This is a genomic window from Niveispirillum sp. GW835-FHT14G11 (assembly GCF_058793615.1).
On the sequence record NZ_JBXAFZ010000012.1, the window covers coordinates 220,342 to 239,938 of the forward strand.

Sequence of the window (19,597 nt, forward strand, 5' to 3'; positions counted from 1 at the left end):
CGACCGCTCACTCCGCCGCCACCGCCACGCCCTGGGCGATCTTGGCCTGAATGTGGCGATGGATGCCGGCGGCGGCGTCGCGGCCGTCCTTGATGCCCCACACCACCAGGGAAGCGCCGCGTACGATGTCGCCGGCGGCGAAGACGCCGTCCAGGTTGGTCATCATGGTGGCGTACTTCACCTGCACCGTGCCCCAGCGGCTGACCTTCAGTTCCGGCACGCCGAACAGGCTGGGGATCTCCTCCGGGTCGAAGCCCAGGGCCTTGATCACCAGATCGGCATCCATGGTGAAGTTGGAACCTTCGATGGGCAGCGGGGTCTGGCGGCCCGTGGCGTCGGCCACGCCCATATGCATCTTATAGGCCTTCACGCCGGTGACATGCGCGTCGCCGGTGAAACCCTCCGGTGCGGTCTGCCAGACGAATTCCACGCCCTCTTCCTCGGCATTGGCGGTCTCCCGCTGGGAACCCGGCATGTTCTTGCGGTCGCGGCGATAGACGCATTTCACCGACTTCGCCCCCTGACGGATGGCGGTGCGCACGCAATCCATGGCCGTGTCGCCGCCGCCGATGACCACGACATTCTTGTCCTTGGCGTTCAGCTTGCCCGTCTCGAAATCCAGGACCGTGTCGCCCAGGCTCTTGCGGTTGCTGGCCGTCAGGTAATCCAGCGCCGGCACGATACCGTCCAGGCCGGATCCCGGCCCGCCCAGGTCGCGCGCCTTGTAGACGCCGGTGGCGATCAGCACGGCGTCATGCTGGGCGCGCAGGGTGCGCAGGTCGGTGTTGCGGCCGATCTCCACACCCAGATGGAACTTGACGCCACCTTCCTCCAGCAGCTTCCAGCGGCGGATGACGACATCCTTTTCCAGCTTGAAGCCCGGAATGCCATACATCAGCAGGCCGCCCACCCGGTCATACCGGTCATAGACATGGACCTGATAGCCCTTCTTGCGCAGCTGGTCGGCAGCGGCCAGACCGGCCGGGCCGGCGCCGATAATGGCAACAGACTGCGCCCGCTCCACCCGCGGCGCGATGGGCTTGACCCAGCCCTTATCGAAGGCCGTGTCGGTGATGTATTTCTCCACCGCCCCGATGGTCACTGTGCCATGGGCCGACTGCTCGATGGTGCAATTGCCCTCGCACAGCCGGTCCTGCGGGCAGATGCGGCCGCAGATTTCCGGCAGGTTGTTGGTGGCCTGCGACAGCTCATACGCCTCCTCCAACCGGCCCTCGGCCGTCAGCTTCAGCCAGTCGGGGATGTTGTTGGAGACGGGGCAATGCACCTGGCAGAAGGGGATGCCGCACTGGGAACAGCGGTTTGACTGCTCCACCGCGCCCTTGTCGGTGAAACGGGCATAAATCTCGTTGAAATCCTGGCGGCGCAGGTCGGCTTCGCGCTTTTCGGGCATGCGCTGGTCGGTGTGGACAAACCCGAGCATCTTCTGCGTCGCCATGAAACCAATCCTTACATCAACAGGGGCGGGGACCCCTCATCTGCCGCAGTGCAAAACACGAAATGTCCCGCACCGTTGGAAAAGGCGCCAGCGGGTGGGTAATGCCCTTTCCCGATTGGCGCCGTCGATGTTCATATAAAGCGGAAAATTGGCCCGTTCCAGCAGTTTTTTAGCGATAGGTCAGTATAGCTGACCATATTGCCCCGCATAGTGCCCGTGCAAATCCGCATAACCCCCATTGAGAGTCATTCGCAGGTGCGTTAATAGGACCGAAATGGGACCAATCTGATTTCCAGCGAGGCAAACCGCCTTTTTCGGTGGCAATTGTCGTCCGAAGCCGTAGGTCAGGTCGAGGCGAAGCCGAGCCCTGACTTCCCTGGCACTGTCGCTGTCAGGGCTCTCTCCGCTCGACCTGACCTACGGAAATAGAAAAACGCCCGGCAGGCTTCCCCGCCGGGCGTTTTTCATCCAGTGCAGACGGAACAGGCTTACGCCAGCTCCTCCACCTTCTCCTCGCGTTTTTGGCCTTTCGGCTCGGCATAGTCGAAATCCAGGCCATCGCCTTCCTTGTTCAGGATGACGCGCACGGCCCCGCCCTTCGACAGCTTGCCGAACAGCAGTTCCTCGGCCAGCGGCTTCTTGACATATTCCTGGATGGTGCGGGCCAGCGGACGGGCACCCATGACCGGGTCGTAGCCCTTCTTGGCCAGCCAGGCGCGGGCACCATCGGTCAGTTCGATGGTTACGCCACGGTCGGTCAGCTGCGCTTCCAGCTCCATCACGAACTTGTCCACCACGCGGGCTACCACTTCCGGCCCGAGATTGGCGAACGGGATGATCGCGTCCAGGCGGTTGCGGAATTCCGGCGTGAAGGTCTTGTTGATGGCTTCCTGGTCCTCCCCGCTGCGCACGCCACTGCCGAAGCCGATGGCGGGCTTGGCCATGTCGGACGCACCGGCATTGGTGGTCATGATCAGGATGACGTTGCGGAAATCGACGATCTTGCCGTTATGGTCGGTCAGCTTGCCATGGTCCATCACCTGCAACAGGATGTTGTAGATGTCGGGATGCGCCTTCTCGATCTCGTCCAGAAGCAGCACGCAGTGCGGATGCTGGTCGATGGCGTCGGTCAGCATGCCGCCCTGGTCGAAGCCGACATAGCCCGGGGGCGCGCCGATCAGGCGGCTGATCGTGTGCCGCTCCATATATTCCGACATGTCGAAGCGGATCAGCTCGATCCCCAGGGTACGCGACAGCTGCTTGGCCACTTCCGTCTTGCCGACACCGGTGGGCCCGGAGAACAGATAGTTGCCGATCGGCTTCTCCGCCTCGCGCAGGCCGGCGCGGGCCAGCTTGATGGCCGAGACCAGGGCCTCAATGGCTTGGTTCTGGCCAAAGACCATGGTCTTCAGGTCGCGTTCCAGGTTCAGCAGCACTTCCTTGTCGTCGCGGCTGACCGACTTGGGCGGGATGCGAGCGATCTTGGCGACCACCGCCTCCACATCCTTCTGGGTGATGGTCTTCTTGCGCTTGTTTTCCGGCAGCATGGTCTGCGCCGCCCCCACCTCGTCGATGACGTCGATGGCCTTGTCGGGCAGCTTACGGTCGCCGATATAGCGCGCTGACAGTTCCACGGCGGCGCGGATGGCATCCTTGGTGTAACGCACCTTGTGGTGGGTCTCGTAATAGACCTTGATACCTTCCAGAATCTTGACCGCATCCTCGATCGAGGGTTCGTTCACGTCGATCTTCTGGAAACGGCGGACCAGGGCGCGATCCTTCTCGAAATAGGAGCGGTATTCCTTGTAGGTCGTGCTGCCGATGCAGCGCAGCGAACCGGATGCCAGCGCGGGCTTCAGCAGGTTGGAGGCATCCATGGCCCCGCCGCTGGTCGCACCGGCACCGATCACCGTATGGATCTCGTCGATGAACAGGATCGAGCCGTCCAAGGCCTCCAGTTCAGAGACCACGGCCTTCAACCGCTCCTCGAAATCACCGCGATAGCGGGTACCGGCCAAGAGCGAACCCATGTCCAGCGCGAAGATGGTGGCCTTCTTCAGGATCTCCGGCACCTCGCCATGGACGATGCGGCGCGCCAGCCCTTCGGCAATGGCAGTCTTGCCCACGCCGGGATCGCCGACATAGAGCGGATTGTTCTTCGACCGGCGGCACAGGATCTGGATCGTGCGCTCCACCTCCTGGTCGCGCCCGATCAGGGCATCGATCTTGCCGGACAGGGCCTTCTTGTTCAGGTTGACGCAATAGGCCTCCAGCGCGTCGGTCCCCTTCTTCACCACCTTCTCGGCATGCGCCTCCTCATCGGCACCCGACACCCGCTTGGGCTCGGCCCGGCCGGGCGCCTTGGCGATACCGTGGGAGATGTAATTGACGGCGTCGAACCGCGTCATCTCCTGCTCCTGCAGGAAATAGACGGCATGGCTCTCGCGTTCGGAGAACAGAGCGACCAGGACGTTGGCGCCCGTCACTTCCTCGCGGCCGGAGCTTTGCACATGGATGGCCGCGCGCTGCAGGACGCGCTGGAAGCCGGCAGTGGGCTTGGCGTCATCCTGGCGGGTGGTGACCAGATTGGACAGTTCCCCGTCCAGATATTCGACCAGTTCGGTCTTCAGCTTGGTCACATCGACGCCACAGGCGCGCAGCACGGCCAGCGCGTCGTGGTCCTCCGTCAATGCCAGCAGCAGATGCTCCAGCGTCGCATACTCGTGACGCCGTTCGTTGGCGTTGGCCAGGGCCCGGTGGAGGGTCTGTTCGAGGTTCCGCGACAGCATAATGCGCTAATCCTTTTCCAGGGTGCACTGCAACGGGTGCTGATTCTGGCGGGCGAAGTCCATCACCTGGGACACTTTCGTTTCCGCCACTTCATAAGTGAACACGCCACAAACGCCGACGCCCCGCCGATGGACATGCAACATGATCTGCGTCGCTTCATCACGGTTCTTGTTGAAGAAGCGTTCCAGCACATGCACGACGAACTCCATGGGGGTGTAGTCGTCGTTCAGCATCAGCACCTTGTACATGGCAGGCTTCTTCGTCTTCGGCTTGGCCTTCACGACCACGCCTGTCGACGGCCCCCCATTCCCGTGCTTGTTATCCTCAGCCATGGCGGTTAACGATCAATTGATGGGTCCCCTTATCGCGCCCTTCGATCATATGAAATGAATCGCCCTGGTTGGAAGGGCGTATCTGCATTGCCCGAAAGGTTTTGAAGGATACTTGAAAAAGGACGGGTCCGGGGCCACCCGGCAACAGGGCCCTGTCACCATCATGCCCCTCGCCGCCCCCGGTCACGGCTGCTATAAGGCCGGCTCTCGCGGACAGCAGGAACCTTGGAACGTGACCGACATCGCGCAGTATCTCGACGCCATCCTTCTGGGCCTGCTGGAAGGGTTGACGGAGTTCATTCCCGTCTCCTCCACCGGCCATCTGATCCTGCTGGGGGAGATGCTGGGCTTCAAGGGCCAGGCGGAAGACCTGTTCAAGGTGGTGATCCAGCTGGGCGCCATCCTGGCCATCCTGGTGGTCTATTTCGCCAAGCTGTGGGGCGTGCTGACCGGGCTGGTGCAGGGCCGCCAGCAGAGCGTACGCTTTACCGTCGCCATCCTGCTGGCCTTTCTGCCGGCCGCATTGATCGGGGTCTTTGCCCATTCCTATATCAAGGGCGTGCTGTTCAACCCGACCGTGGTGTCGGTGGCGCTGATCGTGGGCGGCATCGTCATCCTGCTGGCCGAACGGCTGGTGCCGCAGCCGCGCCATTTCGCGGTGGAGGATTTCTCGCCCAAGCTGTCGCTGTCTATCGGCTTCGCCCAGTGCCTGGCCATGATCCCCGGCGTGTCGCGATCGGGCGCCACCATCATCGGCGCCCTGCTGATGGGGGTGGAACGCAAGGCAGCGGCGGAGTTCAGCTTCTTCGTGGCCATCCCCACCATGCTGGGGGCCGCCACCTATGATCTGTACAAGAATCGCGAGGTCCTCCAGTTCGACAATGTCGGGATGATCGCGGTGGGCTTCGTCACCGCCTTCCTGTCGGCGCTGCTGGTGGTGCGTTGGGTGGTGGGCTTCGTCAGCCGCCACGGCTTCGCGCCGTTTGCCTGGTATCGTATCGTCATCGGCAGCATCATGCTGGCCTGGCTGACCTTCTTCGCAGGCTGACCCATGGCCGACCGCCCCACCTTGTCGTTGAAGCCGAAACCGCCCGCACTTGCCCAAGGCAAGGCGCGGCGCAAGCCGTTCCGTATCGCGGGCCTGCCGGCCGTGTCGGCCCTGTTCGATCAGGACCCCGACCGGGCGGAGAAACTGTATTTCGATGAACGGCTGAAACAGGCGGCATCCGCCTTCTGCACCCGCATGGCCGCGGCCCGCAAACCCTTCCGGCTGGTGCCGGGAGAGGAGTTGGAAAAGATCGCCGGGTCCGCCATGCATGGCGGCATCATCGTGGAGGCGTCGCCCCGGCCCATCCTGCCCTTCAGCCTGGATCTGGCCAGGGACTGGGCGGCTTCGGGCACGCCGCTGCTGGTCCTGGACGGCGTGTCCAACCCGCATAATCTGGGCGCCATTGTGCGCACCGCCGCCTTTTTCGGGGTGGAACGAATCGTCATCTCCGACCATCCGGGCCAAGCCCTGCCGTCGGAAGCCGCCTATCGCGTGGCCGAGGGCGGGTTTGAGCATGTGGCCCTGCACCGGGCCACGGATTTCGCCGCCACGCTGAAGGCGCTGGGCGGACTTTACCGCACCATCGGCACAGCCCTCGGTCCCTTCCCGCCCCTGTCCGACCTGTCGCGCCAGCCGGGGGGCAAGCCGGTGGCGGTGGTGATGGGTAATGAGGAACATGGCATGCCGCCCGACAGCCAGGCCGCCTGCACCGACCTGGTCACCATCGCCGGCAGCGGCCGGGTGCAATCGCTGAACGTATCGGCGACGACGGCCATCCTGGTGTTCCTGATGACACGGGCGTGATCAACCGGGACGCAGCATGCCCCGGTAAAGGCCGGGCTCCGAGCCTGCGATGGGGATGGCGCCGACAGCCTTGACGTAGAATTCCACCGGCCCCGCCCCGCCGATCACCGCATAGGCATAGCCATCCGCTGCCATGGCCCGCAGCCCGGCCAGCAGCAGCGCCTTGCCCAGACCCGTCCCCCGCGCCTGGATATCCACGCCCGTCGGCCCGAACAGGCCGCGCGCCGTCACGTCATGGCAGGCGAAGCCCAGCAGATTGCCGGCCGCCGACAGGGCGACATGCAGGCGGGCCGGACAGGCGGCCAGCGCCGTCGCCGCCTCCGCCCGCCAGCCGGAACCGAATCGTTCCTCGATCCAGGCCAGGATCACCGGCGCCTCGGGGCCAATGGCCCGGCGCAGGGTGATGCCGGGCGGCAGGGGGTCCGGGCCGGGGGGAAGGGCGTAGAGCTTGACGAGCAGGTCCATGATTTACCTTAATTTCCCTCAATCGCCGGGCGGGCGCATCCGCGCCCTGGGCTCACACCGCACGTGCGGCTTTATCCCAGCGCCCGGCGCAGATTGTCACCCGCATCCGCCAGCGCCGCCCGTGCCGCATCGGGCGCCAGCCCGCGCAACAGCACCAGCACCGCCGGCTTCAGCGCCCCGCCGCAATCGGCCAGGGCCTGCGCCGCCGTATCCGCACCCGCGCCGGTGATCTGGCGCAGAATGTCCAGGGCGCGGGCCTGCAGCTTCACATTATTGACCTGCAGGTTGACCATCAGGTTGCCATGCACCCCGCCCAGCCGCACCATCAGCGCCGTGGAAAACAGGTTCAGCAGCAGCTTCTGCGCGGTGCCCGCGGCCAGACGGGTGGAGCCGGCGATCACCTCCTCCCCGCTATCCACGAACAGGGGATGTTCGGCGGCCCGCAACAGGGGGGAAGCTTCATTGCTGGCAATACCGATGGTCAGGGCACCTTCCGCCCGCGCCACGTCCAGGGCGCCGACGGTAAACGCGCTGCGCCCGCTGGCCGAGACGCCGATGACGATGTCGACGGGGCCGGGGTTCAGCCCACGCACGGCATCGGCCCCGGCATCGCCCGCATCCTCCACCGCCCCGTCGAAGCCCTGGCGCAGGTCGGAAATCCCGGCCAGCACCAGTTCCACGCGGGTCAGCGGGAAGCTGAACGTACCGGGCAGTTCCAGCCCGTCCAGCGCCGCCAGCACGGCCGACGAGCCGGCGCCGACATAGATCAGCCGGCCCGCGTCCCCCATCCGGCCGGCGGCATCCTCCACGGCCCGACCCAGCGCCGGCAAGGTCGCCAGACAGGCCGACACGGCCCGCGCCTGCCCACCCCACAGCGCCTCCAGGATGTCGGGCGTGGACCAGAGGTCCAGTTCCCGGAAACGCTGGCCCACCTTCTCCGTCGCGGACATATGAAGCTCTGGTCTTGTTAACTTATGGCCCAGACCATACCAGATGATTTTTCCATCGCCAAGAGAAGCGGGAGATATTGCCATCTGGTATTTATCTGGTATCGTACCTGCCAAAATCGGATACAGACCACAGGCACCCGCATGAACACCCTCCTGTTCCTGGGCATCGATGGCGGCGGCACGCGCTGCCGGGCACGGCTAGCGGATGGGGCCGGCGTCACGCTGGGCGAAGGCATCGGCGGGGCCGCCAATATCCGCCTGGGCCTGGATGTCGCCTGGACTGCGATCATGGAGGCGGCGGATGGGGCCCTGGCCCAGGCCGGGCTGACGCGCGAGGTGCTGTCCCGCACTTATATCGGCCTGGGTCTGGCCGGCATCACCGGGGTGGCGGACCAGGAACGGGTGGCGGCCAGCGCGCCGGCCCCGTTCGCCGGCATCCTGTCCGACACGGACGCCTTCACCGCCTGCCTGGGCGCCCATGCGGGTGCCGATGGCGCCATCCTGATTTCCGGCACCGGCAGTGCGGCGCAGATCATCATCGGCGGCAAGGGTCGCGGCATCGGCGGCTGGGGGTTCGAGGTGTCGGACCTGGGCTCCGGTGCCGCCATGGGGCGCGACGCGGTGCGGGCCGCCTTGCTGGGCTATGATGGCTTGGGGCCGGAGACCGGGCTGACGCGGGCGGTGATGGAACGGCTGGGCGGCGATCCGCCGGCCGTGGTCGCCTGGGTCGGGCCGGCCCGGCCGGGGGATTACGGCGCCCTGGCGCCGCTGGTGCTGGACCATGCCCGCCAGGGAGACGCGGTGGGGGAGCGCATTGTGCGCGAACAGGCCGACCATCTGGTCATGCATATCCGCCGGCTGCTGGAACTGGGGGCCCCCACCATCTGCCTGATGGGCGGGCTGGGGCCGGTGCTGCTGGAATGGATGCCGCCCTGGGTCAAGCGGGTGCTGGCGGAACCCAAGGGCGATGCCATGGCGGGCGGCGTGCTGCTGGCCATGCGGGGGGTGCGGGGATGAGCATCGCAGAGCCGCTCTACGACAGCGCCGCCCTGTCGGCCGACAGCCCCCTGCCGCTCTATATGCAACTGGCCCGGCATCTGAAGCGGCTGATCAGCGACGGCACCCTGGCGGCCGAGGATGCGTTGCCGGCCGAGCGTGATCTGGCCGAAGGTTTCGCCGTGTCGCGTGTCACCATCCGCAAGGCCGTGCAGGCGCTGGTGGATGAGGGGCTGCTGCATCAGCGCCCGCGCGCCGGTACCTTCGTGGCCAAGGCCCCGCATGTGGAACAGCCGCTGTCGGCGCTGACCGGCTTTTCCGAAGACATGCGTTCGCGCGGCCTGGAACCCTCCTCACGCTGGTTGTCGCGCACCGTGGCGCCGGCCAGCCCGGAGGAGGCGATGGTGCTGGGCCTGGCGCTGGGGGAGAAGGTCAGCCGGCTCTGGCGCCTGCGTCTGGCCGATGAGGCGCCGATGGCCATCGAACTGTCGGTGGTGCCGGCCCGCATCCTGCCCGATCCGCTGCTGGTCACGGGCTCGCTCTATGACGTGCTGCGCGGACTGGGATACCCGCCGCACCGCGCGCTGCAGCGCCTGTCGGCCGGCCTGTTGAACCCGGATCAGGCCGGCATCCTGCAGGTGCCCGACGGCACCCCCGCCCTGTTCATCGAACGCCGCAGCTTCCTGGAAAATGGCCGCCCGCTGGAGTTCGTGCGCAGCCAGTACCGGGGCGATGCCTATGACTTCATCGTGGAGCTGAACCTGACCGCTCCGCCCAACCCGTGATGTTTTGAGATCCGACCCATGACCAAGCCCGACAGCACCAGCACCAAGATGGCCGTGGAAGCGGCGGAATCCGCCGCCGCCATCCAGCGCCAGATCGACCGCTGCGGCCCCCTGTTCGCCGCACTGGGCGTCAGGCTGCGCGAGATGAAGCCGTCCGTGGTCGTCACCTGCGCCCGTGGCAGCTCCGACCATGCCGCCACCTATGGCAAATACCTGATCGAGACGCATCTGGGCCTGCCCGTGGCGTCTGTCGGCCCGTCGGTCGTGTCGCTCTACAACACCGACCTGAAGGTGCAGGGTGCGCTGTTCGTGGCCGTGTCGCAGAGCGGCCGCAGCCCCGACCTGCTGCGTCTGGCCGCCGCCGCGAAGAAGGGTGGCGCCTATGTGGTGGCCTTCGTCAATGACGAGACCTCACCCCTGGCAGAGGCCGCCGACCTGTTCATCCCGCTCTGCGCCGGACCGGAGATCAGCGTCGCCGCCACCAAATCCTACCTGACCGCCTGTGCCGCCTTCCTGTCCATGGTGGCGGAATGGAAAGGCGACGACGCCCTGCGCCGTACTGCCGCCCAGGCGCCGGCCGCCTTGTCGGCGGCGGCGGACCTGGACTGGACCCCTGCCCTGCTGAACCTGACGGACAAAACGGGCCTTTATGTCATCGGTCGCGGCGTGGGCACCGGCGCCATCCTGGAGATGGCGCTGAAATGCAAGGAGACCTGCCGCCTGCATGCCGAGGCGTTCAGCGCGGCGGAGGTGATCCACGGCCCCCTGGCCCTGGTCGGCCCCGATTTCCCGGTGCTGGCCATAAACCAGGAAGATGCGACGGCCGACGCCACGCGCGCCGCCATTGCCCGCTGCGTGTCGCTGGGCGCACCGGTGTTCAGCAGCGATGACAGCGTACCGGGCGTGACCGTCCTGCCGTCGGTGCCCGGCCTGGCGCCGGAACTGGCGCCGCTGGCCGCCGTGCAGAGCTTCTACATGGCCATCCATACCGTGTCGCAACGCCGGGGCCTGGACCCCGACGTGCCGACCAACCTGCGCAAGGTGACGGAGACGGTGTGATGACGGGGACCCTGCTGACCGGTGCGCGTGTCTTCACCGGTGCGCGTACCATCGCGGCCGATATCCTGATCCGGGGCGACAGGATCGACGCCGTGCTGCCCCCCGGTACCCCCGCACCGACGGGCGTGGCCACACGGCAGCTGGATGCGGATGCGCTGCTGGCGCCCGGCTTCATCGATACCCAGGTCAATGGCGGCGGCGGGGTCCTGTTCAACGATACGCCCACGCAAGAGGCGGCCCTGGCCATCGCGGCGGCCCATCGGCGGTTCGGCACCACGGCGCTGCTGCCCACTTTCATCACCGACGCGGTGGAAGGGATGCGGGCGGCGGCCCTGGCGGCCGCTTCGGCCAGCGTCACCCAAGGGACGGGCGTCATCGGCGTGCATCTGGAGGGACCGTTCCTGACGCCGGAGCGGCGGGGGGTGCATAAGCTGGCCCATGTCCGCGTGGCGACGCAGACGGATCTGGATTTCCTGACAGCCCTGCCTGCCCGGTTCGGGGATGGGGCGCGGGTGCTGCTGTCGCTGGCGCCCGACCGGGTGGAGCCGGCCCATGTCGAGCGGCTGGTGAAGGCGGGTGTGATCGTGGCCGGCGCCCATTCCGCCGCCACCTTCGCCCAGACCATGGCGGCGGTGGATGCCGGCCTGTCGGGCTTTACCCACCTGTTCAACGCCATGCCGCCGCTGGCCAACCGGGAACCGGGGATCGCCGGGGCGGCGCTGTCGGCCCGCGACACGATCTGCGGCATCATCGTCGACGGGGTGCATGTGCATCCCGCCATGCTGCGCCTGGCGCTGGCCGCCAAGGGGCCGGGCGGGTTGATGCTGGTCACCGACGCCATGCCGCCCACGGGCACGGATGTGACCAGCTTCCAGCTCTACGGCCAGACCATCCACCGCCGCGACGGCAGGCTGGTCACCGATGACGGCACCCTGGCCGGGGCGGATATCGACATGGCACAGGCCGTGCGCAATGCCATCGCCCTGATGGGGGTGGGTGTGGAGGAGGCGCTGCGCATGGCATCGCTCTACCCTGCCCGCTTCCTGCGCCTGGATGACCGGCTGGGCCGCATCCAGGATGGGTACCAGGCCGATCTGGTGCTGCTGGACAAGCATCTGCAGGTCGCCGGCACCTGGGTGGCCGGGCAATGGCGGGATGCCGCCGACTGAAACCACCAACAGGGAGGACTAAGGTCATGACAAAGCGCCGTTACACCGCCGCAGAGGTGGAGCAGAAGCTGGCCCTTGCCGATGCGCTGCTGAACGAAGGCTACAAGATCGTGGATATCGCCCGCGAGCTGGGCGTGACCCGCGTCACCTATTACCGCTGGCGCCAGGATCAGGCCGGGGAAAAGCCGGCCATGGTCCGCCGCCTGGAACAGCTGGAGCGCGAGAATAGCGACCTGCGCCGCCGGCTGGCCGACCTTCTGCGCGCCGGTTACCGGCCGGAAGCCGCGGTGGCGGCCTGAACCCCTACCCCATCGTCTGCTTCTTGGCCAGACGCGGTTCCCCGAACAGATAGCCCTGGCCGAAATCGATATAGAGGTCCAGCAGCTCCAACAGCTGCGCCTCCGTCTCGATCTTCTCCACGATCAGGTCGATATTGTTGCGGTCCAACTGCTGACGCAGTTCGCGCACCACACGGGGATCGGCGAAGCGGCCATCGGGGTCCAGCAGGCGGGCCGCGTCCAGCTTCACGAAGCGGATCTCGTGTCGCGCCAGCTCGTTCCAGTCCAGATCCAGGCTGACCACCTGGTCCATGGAGAAATGGAAGCCCAGCCGCCGCAGCCCGTCCAGAAAGCCGGTGGCGAACAGCCCGCCCTGCATCAGATCGTCCTGGGACAGTTCGAACACCAGCTTGGTCGCCAGATTGGGGTTCTGGCCCATATAGGTGACGAATTCCTGCATGAAGGCGGCGTCGTTCAGGGTGGCGGCGGAGATGTTGCAGAAGAAGCCGACATTCTGGTGCCGCTTCTCCGTCTCCCGCAGCAGCTGGATGCAGCGGAACAGCAGCAGATTGTCGATGGTGGCGATCAGCCCGGCATCGGCCGCCACGCCCAGATATTGCTCTGGCAGCAGGTAGTGCGGCTTGCCCTCGGCGTCCAACCCGGCGCGGATGCGGGAAAACAGCTCGTAGTAACGATGCTTGCGCTGCGGCAGGCTGACCACGGGCTGCAGGAAGATATCCACCTGATCGGTGCGCAACGCCTCGCGCACATGGTCCAGAATGGCGGCCGCATCGGGCGGTGCCGCCGGATGGGCGGTCAGCGGCCGCGGCGCGAACAGCGGACCCGCATCCACGCCGCCAACCACCGGGGCCACGCGGCCGGGCGGTGCCGGCAACCGGTCGGCCAGCCGTTCCAGCACCCGCGCCTCCGACAGGACGGCCGCCACTTCCGACGGGTCCGCGGGCATGGCACCGGAATGACCCCGCTGGGCATCCAGTTCCAGGCGCATCTCCTCCAGCCCCCCCTCCAGTTCCCAGATGCGGGCCTCCAGCCGGTTGCGCTCGTCCTGGCGGGCCCAGAATTCGTGCAGCAGGCCGCCGAAGGTCAGGATGGCCAGCCCGAACAGCAGCGCCGTATGCCCATCCATGCCCCCGACCGACAGGGGCAGGGTCAACGCCACGACCAGGGCGAGGGCGACATAGACGGCGGCGAACACCAGATGGCGGAACCAATGCATGCGCGATCCTCCCCCTGCCCTATCCCCGACCCTAGCCCTTGCGGTGGGCGGCCCCCACGGCATCGGCCACATGGGCATAGCCATCATCGGCCAGGCGCTGCGCCAGTTCCGCCTTGATGCGTCCCACCAGCCCCGGCCCCTGATAGGCCAGTGCGGAATAGAGCTGCACCAAGCTGGCCCCCGCGCGGATCTTGGTATAGGCATCGGCCCCCGACGACACGCCCCCCACGCCGACCAGCGGCAGCCTGCCGCCCAGCAACTGGTAGAATTCCCCCAGCACCCTGGTGGATGGTTCCAACAGCGGCCGGCCCGACAGGCCCCCCGCCTCCGCCGCCAGGGCCGGCGGAATGGCGGCGGGACGGGCCAGGGTGGTGTTGGACACGATCAGACCGTCAATGCCGCTGTCCAGGACGACGGCGGCGATGTCGGCCTTGTCCTCGTCCGTGAGGTCGGGGGCGACCTTCAGCAGCAGCGGCGGCTTCACGCCGGTCTCCGCCCGCGCGGCCAGACACTGGCCCAGCAGGTCGGCCAGCGCGTCGCGCGATTGCAGGGTGCGCAGGCCGGGCGTGTTAGGCGATGAGACGTTGATGACAAGATATTTTGCCAGATGCGCCACCCGGCGGATGCAGGTGGTGTAGTCGCTGGCGGCGTCCACCGTATCCTTGTTCTTGCCGACATTGGCGCCAACGATACCCGGCCGGTCCGACCGGGCCAGCAGCCGCCTGGCATAGGCGTCCAGGCCCTGGTTGTTGAAGCCGAAGCGGTTGATCACCGCCTGGGCCGTAGGCACCCGGAACAGGCGCGGCTTGGGGTTGCCATCCTGCGGGCGCGGCGTGACCGTGCCGCATTCGGTGAAGCCGAAACCCAGCTTCAGCATGGCGTCCGGCACCTCGGCATTCTTGTCGAAGCCGGCGGCCAGACCGATGGGGTTGGGGAAATCCAGACCGAAGACGCGGGTGGCCAGGATATCCGGGTCACGCCGCGACCCGCCGGGCACCAGCCCTGTCTTCAGCGCCGCAATAGTCAGATTGTGGGCCTGTTCGGCATCCATGGCCATCAGCAGCGGACGGGCCAGGGGATAGAGATCGACCATCAGGCCCCCTCCCCCGCCACATGGGCGGGCATGATGTGCAGGCCGTCGGCGCCCAGCGGCAGCGGATCGACGCGGATGACGGCATCGGGCAGCACCGGACCGTAGAGATGCGGGAACAGCTGCCCGCCGCGCGACGCCTCCCATTTCAGCGCATCGCCACATTTGTCGGGATCGACGGTCAACAGCAGCAGGCCGGTCTGGCCCGTCCGGTGCCGGGCGGCACTTTCAGGCAGCTGCGCGCCCGTGGAGAAATGGATGAAGCCATCCGCCCGGTCCTGGGAGGAGCCATCATAGCGGCCAGTGGTCTGGGCAGCCTGCCATTCATCGGCGCGGCACATATGGAAGATCGGGGATGCCATGGTCTTCATGTGAAAAGACAAAGGAAGGACGCCACCCTAATCCGAAAGCGATGCGACCGCCAGCGTGCCCATGATCCGTGGAAGAGACACAAGTGACGCGAGAATATTCACGGGTGAATGTGAACCCAACAGTAATGATGCGAACTATACGTCTGCACAGTAGTGAAGATGCCGGTCTTGCGCCTATAGTCATTCATCCACAGGGCGGGACGGTGTTGCGACCGCCGGCCCGGCCTAGCCTAGGGTCAGGAGTAACCGCCATGAAGGACGCGGCCCGCATGTTCAACGACGTCAGCGAAACCATGCTCAGCGAGCGGATGCGCTTCGCATTGAACGAGGTGGAGCAGATGGGCATCCGCGGCCTGACGGCCGTTCCCGTCAAGCCGACGCAGGAGATGCTGACGGCCGGCGCCCGCGCCGGTGGCATCAGCATCGAGTCCGTGATGGCTGTTTACACTGCCATGTTGCGGGCGGCGGATTAACTTCCGCTTCCCGCAATCTGGTCTTCATCTCTGCTTTCTTCTTTTCTTTGCTCCCAGAGGAAACTTCATGCCGTCCCTCCATTACCATGGAAGGACGGCATTTTCTTTTGCTGAGGCCGCCCGTCATCACCCGTTGCGGGCCAGCACGGTCCCCGCCAGATAGAGCGATCCGCAGATCAGCAGCCGGGCCGCCGGCCCCGCGCGCCCAAGGGCGGCCAGTTCCGCCACGGCCGTATCGACATCGGCGGCGGCGGACGCTTCGATCCCCGCCTCCAGCGCGAAGCCGGCGGCATCGTCGGCCGTCACGCTGTTGGGCTCTGCCGGAATGGCCACGGCGCGCAACCGGCGGACATGCGGGGCCAGCGGAGCCAGGAAATCCAGCGGCCGCTTCGATCCCAGCATGCCGAACACAAGGTCCAGCGGCCGGCCATCGGCGGCCCAGCGCGCCAATTGCGCGGCCAGCACCTCTCCGGCGCTGTCATTATGCCCGCCATCCAGGAACAGGTCCCAGCCGGCGGGAATCGTGTCCGTCAGCGGCCCATGGGTCAGGCGCTGCAACCGCGCCGGCCATTCCACGCTTTCCAGCCCCCGGCGGATGGCATCCTCCCCGATGGTCAGCGGCAGAAAGGCCGTGGCGGCAATGGCCAGGCCGGCATTGCTCACCTGATGCGCGCCCAGCAGTCCCGGCGGCGGCAGGTCCAGCGTGCGGGAGGCGTCAATGAAGCGGAATCCGGCCGGGGTCGGCGTCACCGACCAGTCGCGCCCATACAGCGACAAAGGGGCGGCCAGTGCCGCCGCACGGTCAATGAACACCTGCTCCACCAGCCGCTCGGCCTGCGGTCCCGCGATGGCGGGGCGACCCTGCTTGACGATGCCCGCCTTCTCCCCCGCGATCTCCGCCAAGGTGGGGCCCAGGAACTGCGTATGGTCCAGCGAGATGCGGGTCAGCAGGCTGACCACGGGGGCGTCGATGACATTGGTGGCATCCAGCCGCCCGCCCAGGCCCACCTCCAGGATCAGCAGGTCGGCCGGCACGCGGGCGAAGGCCAGAAAGGCGGCGGCCGTCGTCACCTCGAAGAAGGTGATGGGCTGACCATCATTGGCCTGCTCCACCTCCTCCAATATATCCGCCAGTTCGTCATCGCTGATCAGCGATCCGGCCAGACGGATTCGTTCGTTGAAGCGGACCAGATGCGGGGAGGTATAGACATGGACGCGGTGCCCGGCCTCCTCGGCGAAGGCGCGCAGGAAGGCCACCGTGCTGCCCTTGCCATTGGTGCCGGCAACATGGATTGTCGGCGGCAGGCGCCGCTCCGGATGGCCCAGGCGGGCCAGCAGCCCTTCGATCCGGCCCAGCGACAGGTCGATGACCACCGGATGCAGCCGCCGCATCCGATCCAGCGCCGCCTCCAGCCGGGGGGAGGCGGGCACCAGCGGCGCCGCCTTGATCATTGGAATCCGGCGCCGCCCTGGATGGCACTGACGGCGGGACCGCCGCCCTTGCGGCCGGCCGGCCGGTCGCTGCCGCGGCCGATCTTCACGATGTCGGCGCTGGGGCCGGGACGGCGCAGCAGGTCGATGACGCGGCCCAGCGTCTCACGCAGTTCCTTGCGGTGGACGACCATATCGACCATGCCATGGTCAAGCAGATATTCCGACCGCTGGAAACCTTCCGGCAAGGTCTCGCGGATCGTGCTTTCGATGACGCGGGCACCGGCAAAGCCGATCTGTGCGCCGGGCTCGGCGATATGGATGTCGCCCAGCATGGCGAAGCTGGCCGTCACGCCGCCGGTGGTCGGGTCGGTCAGGACCACGATATAGGGCAGGCCGGCTTCCTTCACCATCTCCACTGCGATGACGGTGCGCGGCATCTGCATCAGCGACAGGATCGCCTCCTGCATGCGAGCCCCACCCGATGACGGGATGGCAACCAACGGCACCTGCTGCAGCACGGCCAGCCGGGCGGCGGCCAGAAGCCCCTCACCCACCGCCATGCCCATGGACCCGCCCATGAAATTGAAGTCGAAGACGGCGGCTACGGCGCCCTGGCCGTTGATCTTGCCATGGGCGACGACGATGGCGTCCTGACGGCCCGTCTTGGACTGGGCCTCCTTCAGGCGGTCGGTATAGCGCTTCTGGTCGCGGAACTTCAGCGGATCGACCACCACCTTGGGCAGCTCGATCGTCTGATAGCCCGGATCGAACAAGGTCTTCAGCCGGCGCACCGGGTCCAGGCGCATATGGTGGCCGCAATGCTGGCAGACATGCAGCTGCTCCTCCAGGTCACGATGGAACAGCATCGCGCCGCAGGCCGGGCATTTGTGCCAGAGATTATCCGGGACCTCCTTCTTCGCGACGAGGGCCTGGATCTTGGGTTTGACGAAATTGGTCAGCCAGTTCATGGGACTTCCTGGATAAGCGACGCGACGGCCCGCAGCTGCTTGATGGCTGTTTGGATACTCACTTGGCTGTCCAACGTGCCGTGGGCGATCCTGTTACGGGCATCATATAGTCCGCAGGCGTCCCGATACTCAACCCTCTGTCTGTCAACCAGCAGTGCGAGACGGGTTCTGAAGGGAATATCCTGGACGCGGTTGGTGCGTGGAACCATTGCAAGCCAAACTTCCCGATGACGCCAGTCCACCGATTGTTTTGCCGTCGAAATCAGGCGTTCGACCGACCGGGTAGCCAAATCGTCGAGCTGAGCGACCAGTAGAATAAGGTAAGCCTGATCATTTACGGTACGCGCATCAAGGATCGCTCGCGGTACAGACGACAGTGGCTGTTCGGGCGCTGCCGTGGGCGGCAAATCGGATATGAGACGGTCGACTTCAAGGTGCGCCGCAACAATATCCTCGAAATGCTTCACGACAGATCATCCAGCAGCGTCAACATCTCCTGACTGGATAATGGCACACCGTTGAATAAATCCCGATGCGGGTAGATGATCCATCCCGGAATGCCAGGTTCGCCGTGATCCTCGATATAGGTCATGCCCTTGGGGTGAAAGACCCGAAGCCGACCCATCGTCAACAAAACCCACCGCGCATCGGCATTGATATGAAGCATCGGGCGGCTGGCACTTTGCTTTAGCGACGTGGGCTCCACTGTCAGCGCCGGAAAAGGTCTGGCTTCCCGTATGCCAACTGTCATCATTCTGGGCTCACAGGAATAAGTATTATTCCGGGTTACCCGAAATCTCCCATCATCAGGCACCCAGCTCTGGAGCAAATCCATGAGACCGCTCAAGCGATGCTGCCATTCGGCGATTCCTATTTCAACCTCCTCCCGTGTCAGCGGGGGTGGTTCGACTTCATCGTCATGATCAAACGCATAGGCCATGGCTTACTCCCGGGCGGCACGCACTCCCTTGGACAACGCCTGCACGAAGTCTAGCACATTGCCCACCAGCCCGACAGCCGGCTTGCCCTCGGTATCCAGGTTGGCTTCCACCCTCCGCACGATGGCGCTGCCCACCACGGCGGCGTCGGCCACGCGGGCGACGGCGGCGGCCTGTTCCGGGGTGCTGATGCCGAATCCGACGGCCAGCGGCAGGTCGGTATGGCGGCGCAGGCGGCTCACCGCCTCGTCAACAGCGGCGGCGCTGGCGCTGCCGGCCCCGGTGATGCCGGTGACGGAGACGTAGTAGACGAAGCCGGACGTATTGGCGAGCACGGCCGGCAGGCGGGCATCGTCGGTGGTCGGGGTCGTCAAGCGGATGAAATTGACCCCGGCGGCCAGTGCCGGCTCGCACAGTTCCCGGTCTTCCTCCGGCGGCAGGTCCACGACGATCAGACCGTCAACCCCGGCTTCCCTGGCATCGGCCAGGAACCGTTCCACGCCATAGGAATAGATGGGGTTGTAATAGCCCATCAGCACCAGCGGCGTCTCGTCATCTCCCTGCCGGAAGCCGCGGACCAGATCCAGCGTCCGGGTCATGCGGGCACCGTTCTTCAGCGCGCGCAGGCCCGCCGCCTCGATCGCGGGGCCGTCAGCCATCGGGTCGGTGAAGGGCATGCCCAGTTCGATGACATCGGCACCTGCACCCGGCAGCCCCTTCAGCAGGGCCAGGCAGGTCTCGTGGTCCGGATCACCGGCGGTGATGAAGGTGACCAGGCCGGCCCGGCCCTGGGCCTTCAGCGCGGCAAAGCGGCGGTCGATGCGGGTGGCGGCTTGGATCGGGGCGCTGGTCATGCGGGTATGTTTCCAAACGGCTTTGAAAAGGCGGCGCACCATAGCCCCGGCTCAGGCGCGAAACAACGCCGCTTTACGCGCGTCCGACCGGCGCAAGTAA

General features: G+C 66.2%; 21 protein-coding genes. 8 read left to right on the forward strand and 13 right to left on the reverse strand.

Annotation, left to right across the window (positions count from 1 at the left end):
- Positions 1-7: 7 nt before the first annotated feature.
- The 3 genes from AC1Q7F_RS22195 to clpS all read right to left on the reverse strand — a co-directional run bounded on the left by AC1Q7F_RS22195 (position 8) and on the right by clpS (position 4,578).
- Complete coding sequence (locus AC1Q7F_RS22195; protein WP_492510719.1) at positions 8-1,456, reverse strand: NAD(P)-dependent oxidoreductase; 1,449 nt, start codon at positions 1,454-1,456, stop codon at positions 8-10.
- Positions 1,457-1,944: 488 nt separating this feature from the next.
- The gene (gene clpA / locus AC1Q7F_RS22200) at positions 1,945-4,245 is read right to left on the reverse strand and encodes an ATP-dependent Clp protease ATP-binding subunit ClpA (RefSeq protein WP_492510720.1); all 2,301 of its coding nucleotides are present in this window, start codon (positions 4,243-4,245) and stop codon (positions 1,945-1,947) included.
- A 6-nt stretch (positions 4,246-4,251) separates the two neighbouring features.
- Positions 4,252-4,578: an ATP-dependent Clp protease adapter ClpS gene (clpS, locus tag AC1Q7F_RS22205; RefSeq protein ID WP_492510721.1), complete on the reverse strand. Its 327-nt coding sequence runs from the start codon at positions 4,576-4,578 to the stop codon at positions 4,252-4,254.
- 232 nt (positions 4,579-4,810) lie between these two features.
- Here clpS and AC1Q7F_RS22210 point away from each other — a divergent pair, with 232 nt between their 5' ends.
- Together AC1Q7F_RS22210 and AC1Q7F_RS22215 are read left to right on the forward strand one after the other, a co-directional pair.
- Positions 4,811-5,626 (forward strand): undecaprenyl-diphosphate phosphatase, encoded by an 816-nt coding sequence (locus AC1Q7F_RS22210; protein ID WP_492510722.1) that lies wholly within the window; start codon positions 4,811-4,813, stop codon positions 5,624-5,626.
- 3 nt (positions 5,627-5,629) lie between these two features.
- The gene (locus tag AC1Q7F_RS22215; RefSeq protein ID WP_492510723.1) at positions 5,630-6,430 is read left to right on the forward strand and encodes a TrmH family RNA methyltransferase; all 801 of its coding nucleotides are present in this window, start codon (positions 5,630-5,632) and stop codon (positions 6,428-6,430) included.
- Here AC1Q7F_RS22215 and AC1Q7F_RS22220 read toward each other — a convergent pair whose 3' ends face one another.
- Complete coding sequence (locus tag AC1Q7F_RS22220) at positions 6,431-6,895, reverse strand: hypothetical protein (RefSeq protein WP_492510724.1); 465 nt, start codon at positions 6,893-6,895, stop codon at positions 6,431-6,433.
- Positions 6,896-6,966: 71 nt separating this feature from the next.
- Complete coding sequence (locus AC1Q7F_RS22225; RefSeq protein ID WP_492510725.1) at positions 6,967-7,845, reverse strand: N-acetylmuramic acid 6-phosphate etherase; 879 nt, start codon at positions 7,843-7,845, stop codon at positions 6,967-6,969.
- A 141-nt stretch (positions 7,846-7,986) separates the two neighbouring features.
- Here AC1Q7F_RS22225 and AC1Q7F_RS22230 point away from each other — a divergent pair, with 141 nt between their 5' ends.
- The 5 genes from AC1Q7F_RS22230 to AC1Q7F_RS22250 are packed head-to-tail and all read left to right on the forward strand — an operon-like array spanning position 7,987 to position 12,153.
- Positions 7,987-8,862, forward strand: a complete 876-nt coding sequence (locus tag AC1Q7F_RS22230; RefSeq protein ID WP_492510726.1) for a glucosamine kinase nucleotide-binding domain-containing protein — start codon at positions 7,987-7,989, stop codon at positions 8,860-8,862.
- A complete protein-coding gene (locus AC1Q7F_RS22235; RefSeq protein ID WP_492510727.1) occupies positions 8,859-9,626 on the forward strand; it encodes a GntR family transcriptional regulator in 768 nt (255 codons plus the stop codon). The genes AC1Q7F_RS22230 and AC1Q7F_RS22235 overlap by 4 nt, the downstream gene beginning before the upstream one ends.
- An 18-nt stretch (positions 9,627-9,644) precedes the next feature.
- Positions 9,645-10,685, forward strand: a complete 1,041-nt coding sequence (locus tag AC1Q7F_RS22240) for an SIS domain-containing protein (RefSeq protein ID WP_492510728.1) — start codon at positions 9,645-9,647, stop codon at positions 10,683-10,685.
- Positions 10,685-11,854, forward strand: coding sequence for an N-acetylglucosamine-6-phosphate deacetylase (gene nagA, locus AC1Q7F_RS22245; protein WP_492510729.1), 1,170 nt, complete (start codon positions 10,685-10,687; stop codon positions 11,852-11,854). The genes AC1Q7F_RS22240 and nagA overlap by 1 nt, the downstream gene beginning before the upstream one ends.
- Before the next feature lie 26 nt (positions 11,855-11,880).
- Positions 11,881-12,153, forward strand: a complete 273-nt coding sequence (locus AC1Q7F_RS22250; protein ID WP_492510730.1) for a transposase — start codon at positions 11,881-11,883, stop codon at positions 12,151-12,153.
- A 4-nt stretch (positions 12,154-12,157) separates the two neighbouring features.
- On the opposite strand, the gene AC1Q7F_RS22255 is transcribed toward AC1Q7F_RS22250, so the two are convergent.
- Genes AC1Q7F_RS22255 through AC1Q7F_RS22265 form a run of 3 tightly spaced genes read right to left on the reverse strand, consistent with a single transcriptional unit; the run spans position 12,158 to position 14,821 of the window.
- A complete protein-coding gene (locus tag AC1Q7F_RS22255) occupies positions 12,158-13,369 on the reverse strand; it encodes an EAL domain-containing protein (protein ID WP_492510731.1) in 1,212 nt (403 codons plus the stop codon).
- A 31-nt stretch (positions 13,370-13,400) separates the two neighbouring features.
- A complete protein-coding gene (locus AC1Q7F_RS22260) occupies positions 13,401-14,462 on the reverse strand; it encodes a quinone-dependent dihydroorotate dehydrogenase (RefSeq protein WP_492510732.1) in 1,062 nt (353 codons plus the stop codon).
- The gene (locus AC1Q7F_RS22265; protein ID WP_492510733.1) at positions 14,462-14,821 is read right to left on the reverse strand and encodes a DUF952 domain-containing protein; all 360 of its coding nucleotides are present in this window, start codon (positions 14,819-14,821) and stop codon (positions 14,462-14,464) included. Before AC1Q7F_RS22265 ends, AC1Q7F_RS22260 begins: the two co-directional genes overlap by 1 nt.
- A gap of 260 nt (positions 14,822-15,081) precedes the next feature.
- Here AC1Q7F_RS22265 and AC1Q7F_RS22270 point away from each other — a divergent pair, with 260 nt between their 5' ends.
- Positions 15,082-15,303 carry a hypothetical protein gene (locus tag AC1Q7F_RS22270; protein WP_492510734.1) on the forward strand — a complete coding sequence of 74 codons (222 nt, stop codon included), beginning with the start codon at positions 15,082-15,084 and terminating at the stop codon, positions 15,301-15,303.
- Positions 15,304-15,429: 126 nt separating this feature from the next.
- On the opposite strand, the gene AC1Q7F_RS22275 is transcribed toward AC1Q7F_RS22270, so the two are convergent.
- From AC1Q7F_RS22275 to trpA, 5 genes are read right to left on the reverse strand one after another with little or no spacing between them, the layout of a single operon-like run.
- Positions 15,430-16,755, reverse strand: coding sequence for a bifunctional folylpolyglutamate synthase/dihydrofolate synthase (locus AC1Q7F_RS22275; protein WP_492510735.1), 1,326 nt, complete (start codon positions 16,753-16,755; stop codon positions 15,430-15,432).
- A complete protein-coding gene (gene accD / locus AC1Q7F_RS22280; protein WP_492510736.1) occupies positions 16,752-17,705 on the reverse strand; it encodes an acetyl-CoA carboxylase, carboxyltransferase subunit beta in 954 nt (317 codons plus the stop codon). The genes AC1Q7F_RS22275 and accD overlap by 4 nt, the downstream gene beginning before the upstream one ends.
- Entirely contained in the window at positions 17,702-18,172 is a 471-nt protein-coding gene (locus AC1Q7F_RS22285; protein WP_492510737.1) for a hypothetical protein, read from the reverse strand. Before AC1Q7F_RS22285 ends, accD begins: the two co-directional genes overlap by 4 nt.
- Positions 18,169-18,645 carry a hypothetical protein gene (locus tag AC1Q7F_RS22290; protein ID WP_492510738.1) on the reverse strand — a complete coding sequence of 159 codons (477 nt, stop codon included), beginning with the start codon at positions 18,643-18,645 and terminating at the stop codon, positions 18,169-18,171. Before AC1Q7F_RS22290 ends, AC1Q7F_RS22285 begins: the two co-directional genes overlap by 4 nt.
- A 3-nt stretch (positions 18,646-18,648) precedes the next feature.
- Positions 18,649-19,497, reverse strand: coding sequence for a tryptophan synthase subunit alpha (trpA, locus tag AC1Q7F_RS22295; RefSeq protein ID WP_492510739.1), 849 nt, complete (start codon positions 19,495-19,497; stop codon positions 18,649-18,651).
- Between the last annotated feature and the right edge of the window lie 100 nt (positions 19,498-19,597).

Excerpts from the sequence above, each read along its gene's own strand:
- AC1Q7F_RS22195 (WP_492510719.1), bottom strand. The coding sequence starts at position 1,456 with ATGGCGACGCAGAAGATGCTCGGGTTTGTCCACACCGACCAGCGCATG.
- clpA (WP_492510720.1), bottom strand. The coding sequence starts at position 4,245 with ATGCTGTCGCGGAACCTCGAACAGACCCTCCACCGGGCCCTGGCCAAC.
- clpS (WP_492510721.1), bottom strand. The coding sequence starts at position 4,578 with ATGGCTGAGGATAACAAGCACGGGAATGGGGGGCCGTCGACAGGCGTG.
- AC1Q7F_RS22215 (WP_492510723.1), top strand. The coding sequence starts at position 5,630 with ATGGCCGACCGCCCCACCTTGTCGTTGAAGCCGAAACCGCCCGCACTT.
- AC1Q7F_RS22220 (WP_492510724.1), bottom strand. The coding sequence starts at position 6,895 with ATGGACCTGCTCGTCAAGCTCTACGCCCTTCCCCCCGGCCCGGACCCC.
- AC1Q7F_RS22225 (WP_492510725.1), bottom strand. The coding sequence starts at position 7,845 with ATGTCCGCGACGGAGAAGGTGGGCCAGCGTTTCCGGGAACTGGACCTC.
- AC1Q7F_RS22230 (WP_492510726.1), top strand. The coding sequence starts at position 7,987 with ATGAACACCCTCCTGTTCCTGGGCATCGATGGCGGCGGCACGCGCTGC.
- AC1Q7F_RS22235 (WP_492510727.1), top strand. The coding sequence starts at position 8,859 with ATGAGCATCGCAGAGCCGCTCTACGACAGCGCCGCCCTGTCGGCCGAC.
- AC1Q7F_RS22240 (WP_492510728.1), top strand. The coding sequence starts at position 9,645 with ATGACCAAGCCCGACAGCACCAGCACCAAGATGGCCGTGGAAGCGGCG.
- nagA (WP_492510729.1), top strand. The coding sequence starts at position 10,685 with ATGACGGGGACCCTGCTGACCGGTGCGCGTGTCTTCACCGGTGCGCGT.
- AC1Q7F_RS22250 (WP_492510730.1), top strand. The coding sequence starts at position 11,881 with ATGACAAAGCGCCGTTACACCGCCGCAGAGGTGGAGCAGAAGCTGGCC.
- AC1Q7F_RS22255 (WP_492510731.1), bottom strand. The coding sequence starts at position 13,369 with ATGCATTGGTTCCGCCATCTGGTGTTCGCCGCCGTCTATGTCGCCCTC.
- AC1Q7F_RS22260 (WP_492510732.1), bottom strand. The coding sequence starts at position 14,462 with ATGGTCGATCTCTATCCCCTGGCCCGTCCGCTGCTGATGGCCATGGAT.
- AC1Q7F_RS22265 (WP_492510733.1), bottom strand. The coding sequence starts at position 14,821 with ATGGCATCCCCGATCTTCCATATGTGCCGCGCCGATGAATGGCAGGCT.
- AC1Q7F_RS22270 (WP_492510734.1), top strand. The coding sequence starts at position 15,082 with ATGAAGGACGCGGCCCGCATGTTCAACGACGTCAGCGAAACCATGCTC.
- AC1Q7F_RS22275 (WP_492510735.1), bottom strand. The coding sequence starts at position 16,755 with ATGATCAAGGCGGCGCCGCTGGTGCCCGCCTCCCCCCGGCTGGAGGCG.
- accD (WP_492510736.1), bottom strand. The coding sequence starts at position 17,705 with ATGAACTGGCTGACCAATTTCGTCAAACCCAAGATCCAGGCCCTCGTC.
- AC1Q7F_RS22290 (WP_492510738.1), bottom strand. The coding sequence starts at position 18,645 with ATGGCCTATGCGTTTGATCATGACGATGAAGTCGAACCACCCCCGCTG.
- trpA (WP_492510739.1), bottom strand. The coding sequence starts at position 19,497 with ATGACCAGCGCCCCGATCCAAGCCGCCACCCGCATCGACCGCCGCTTT.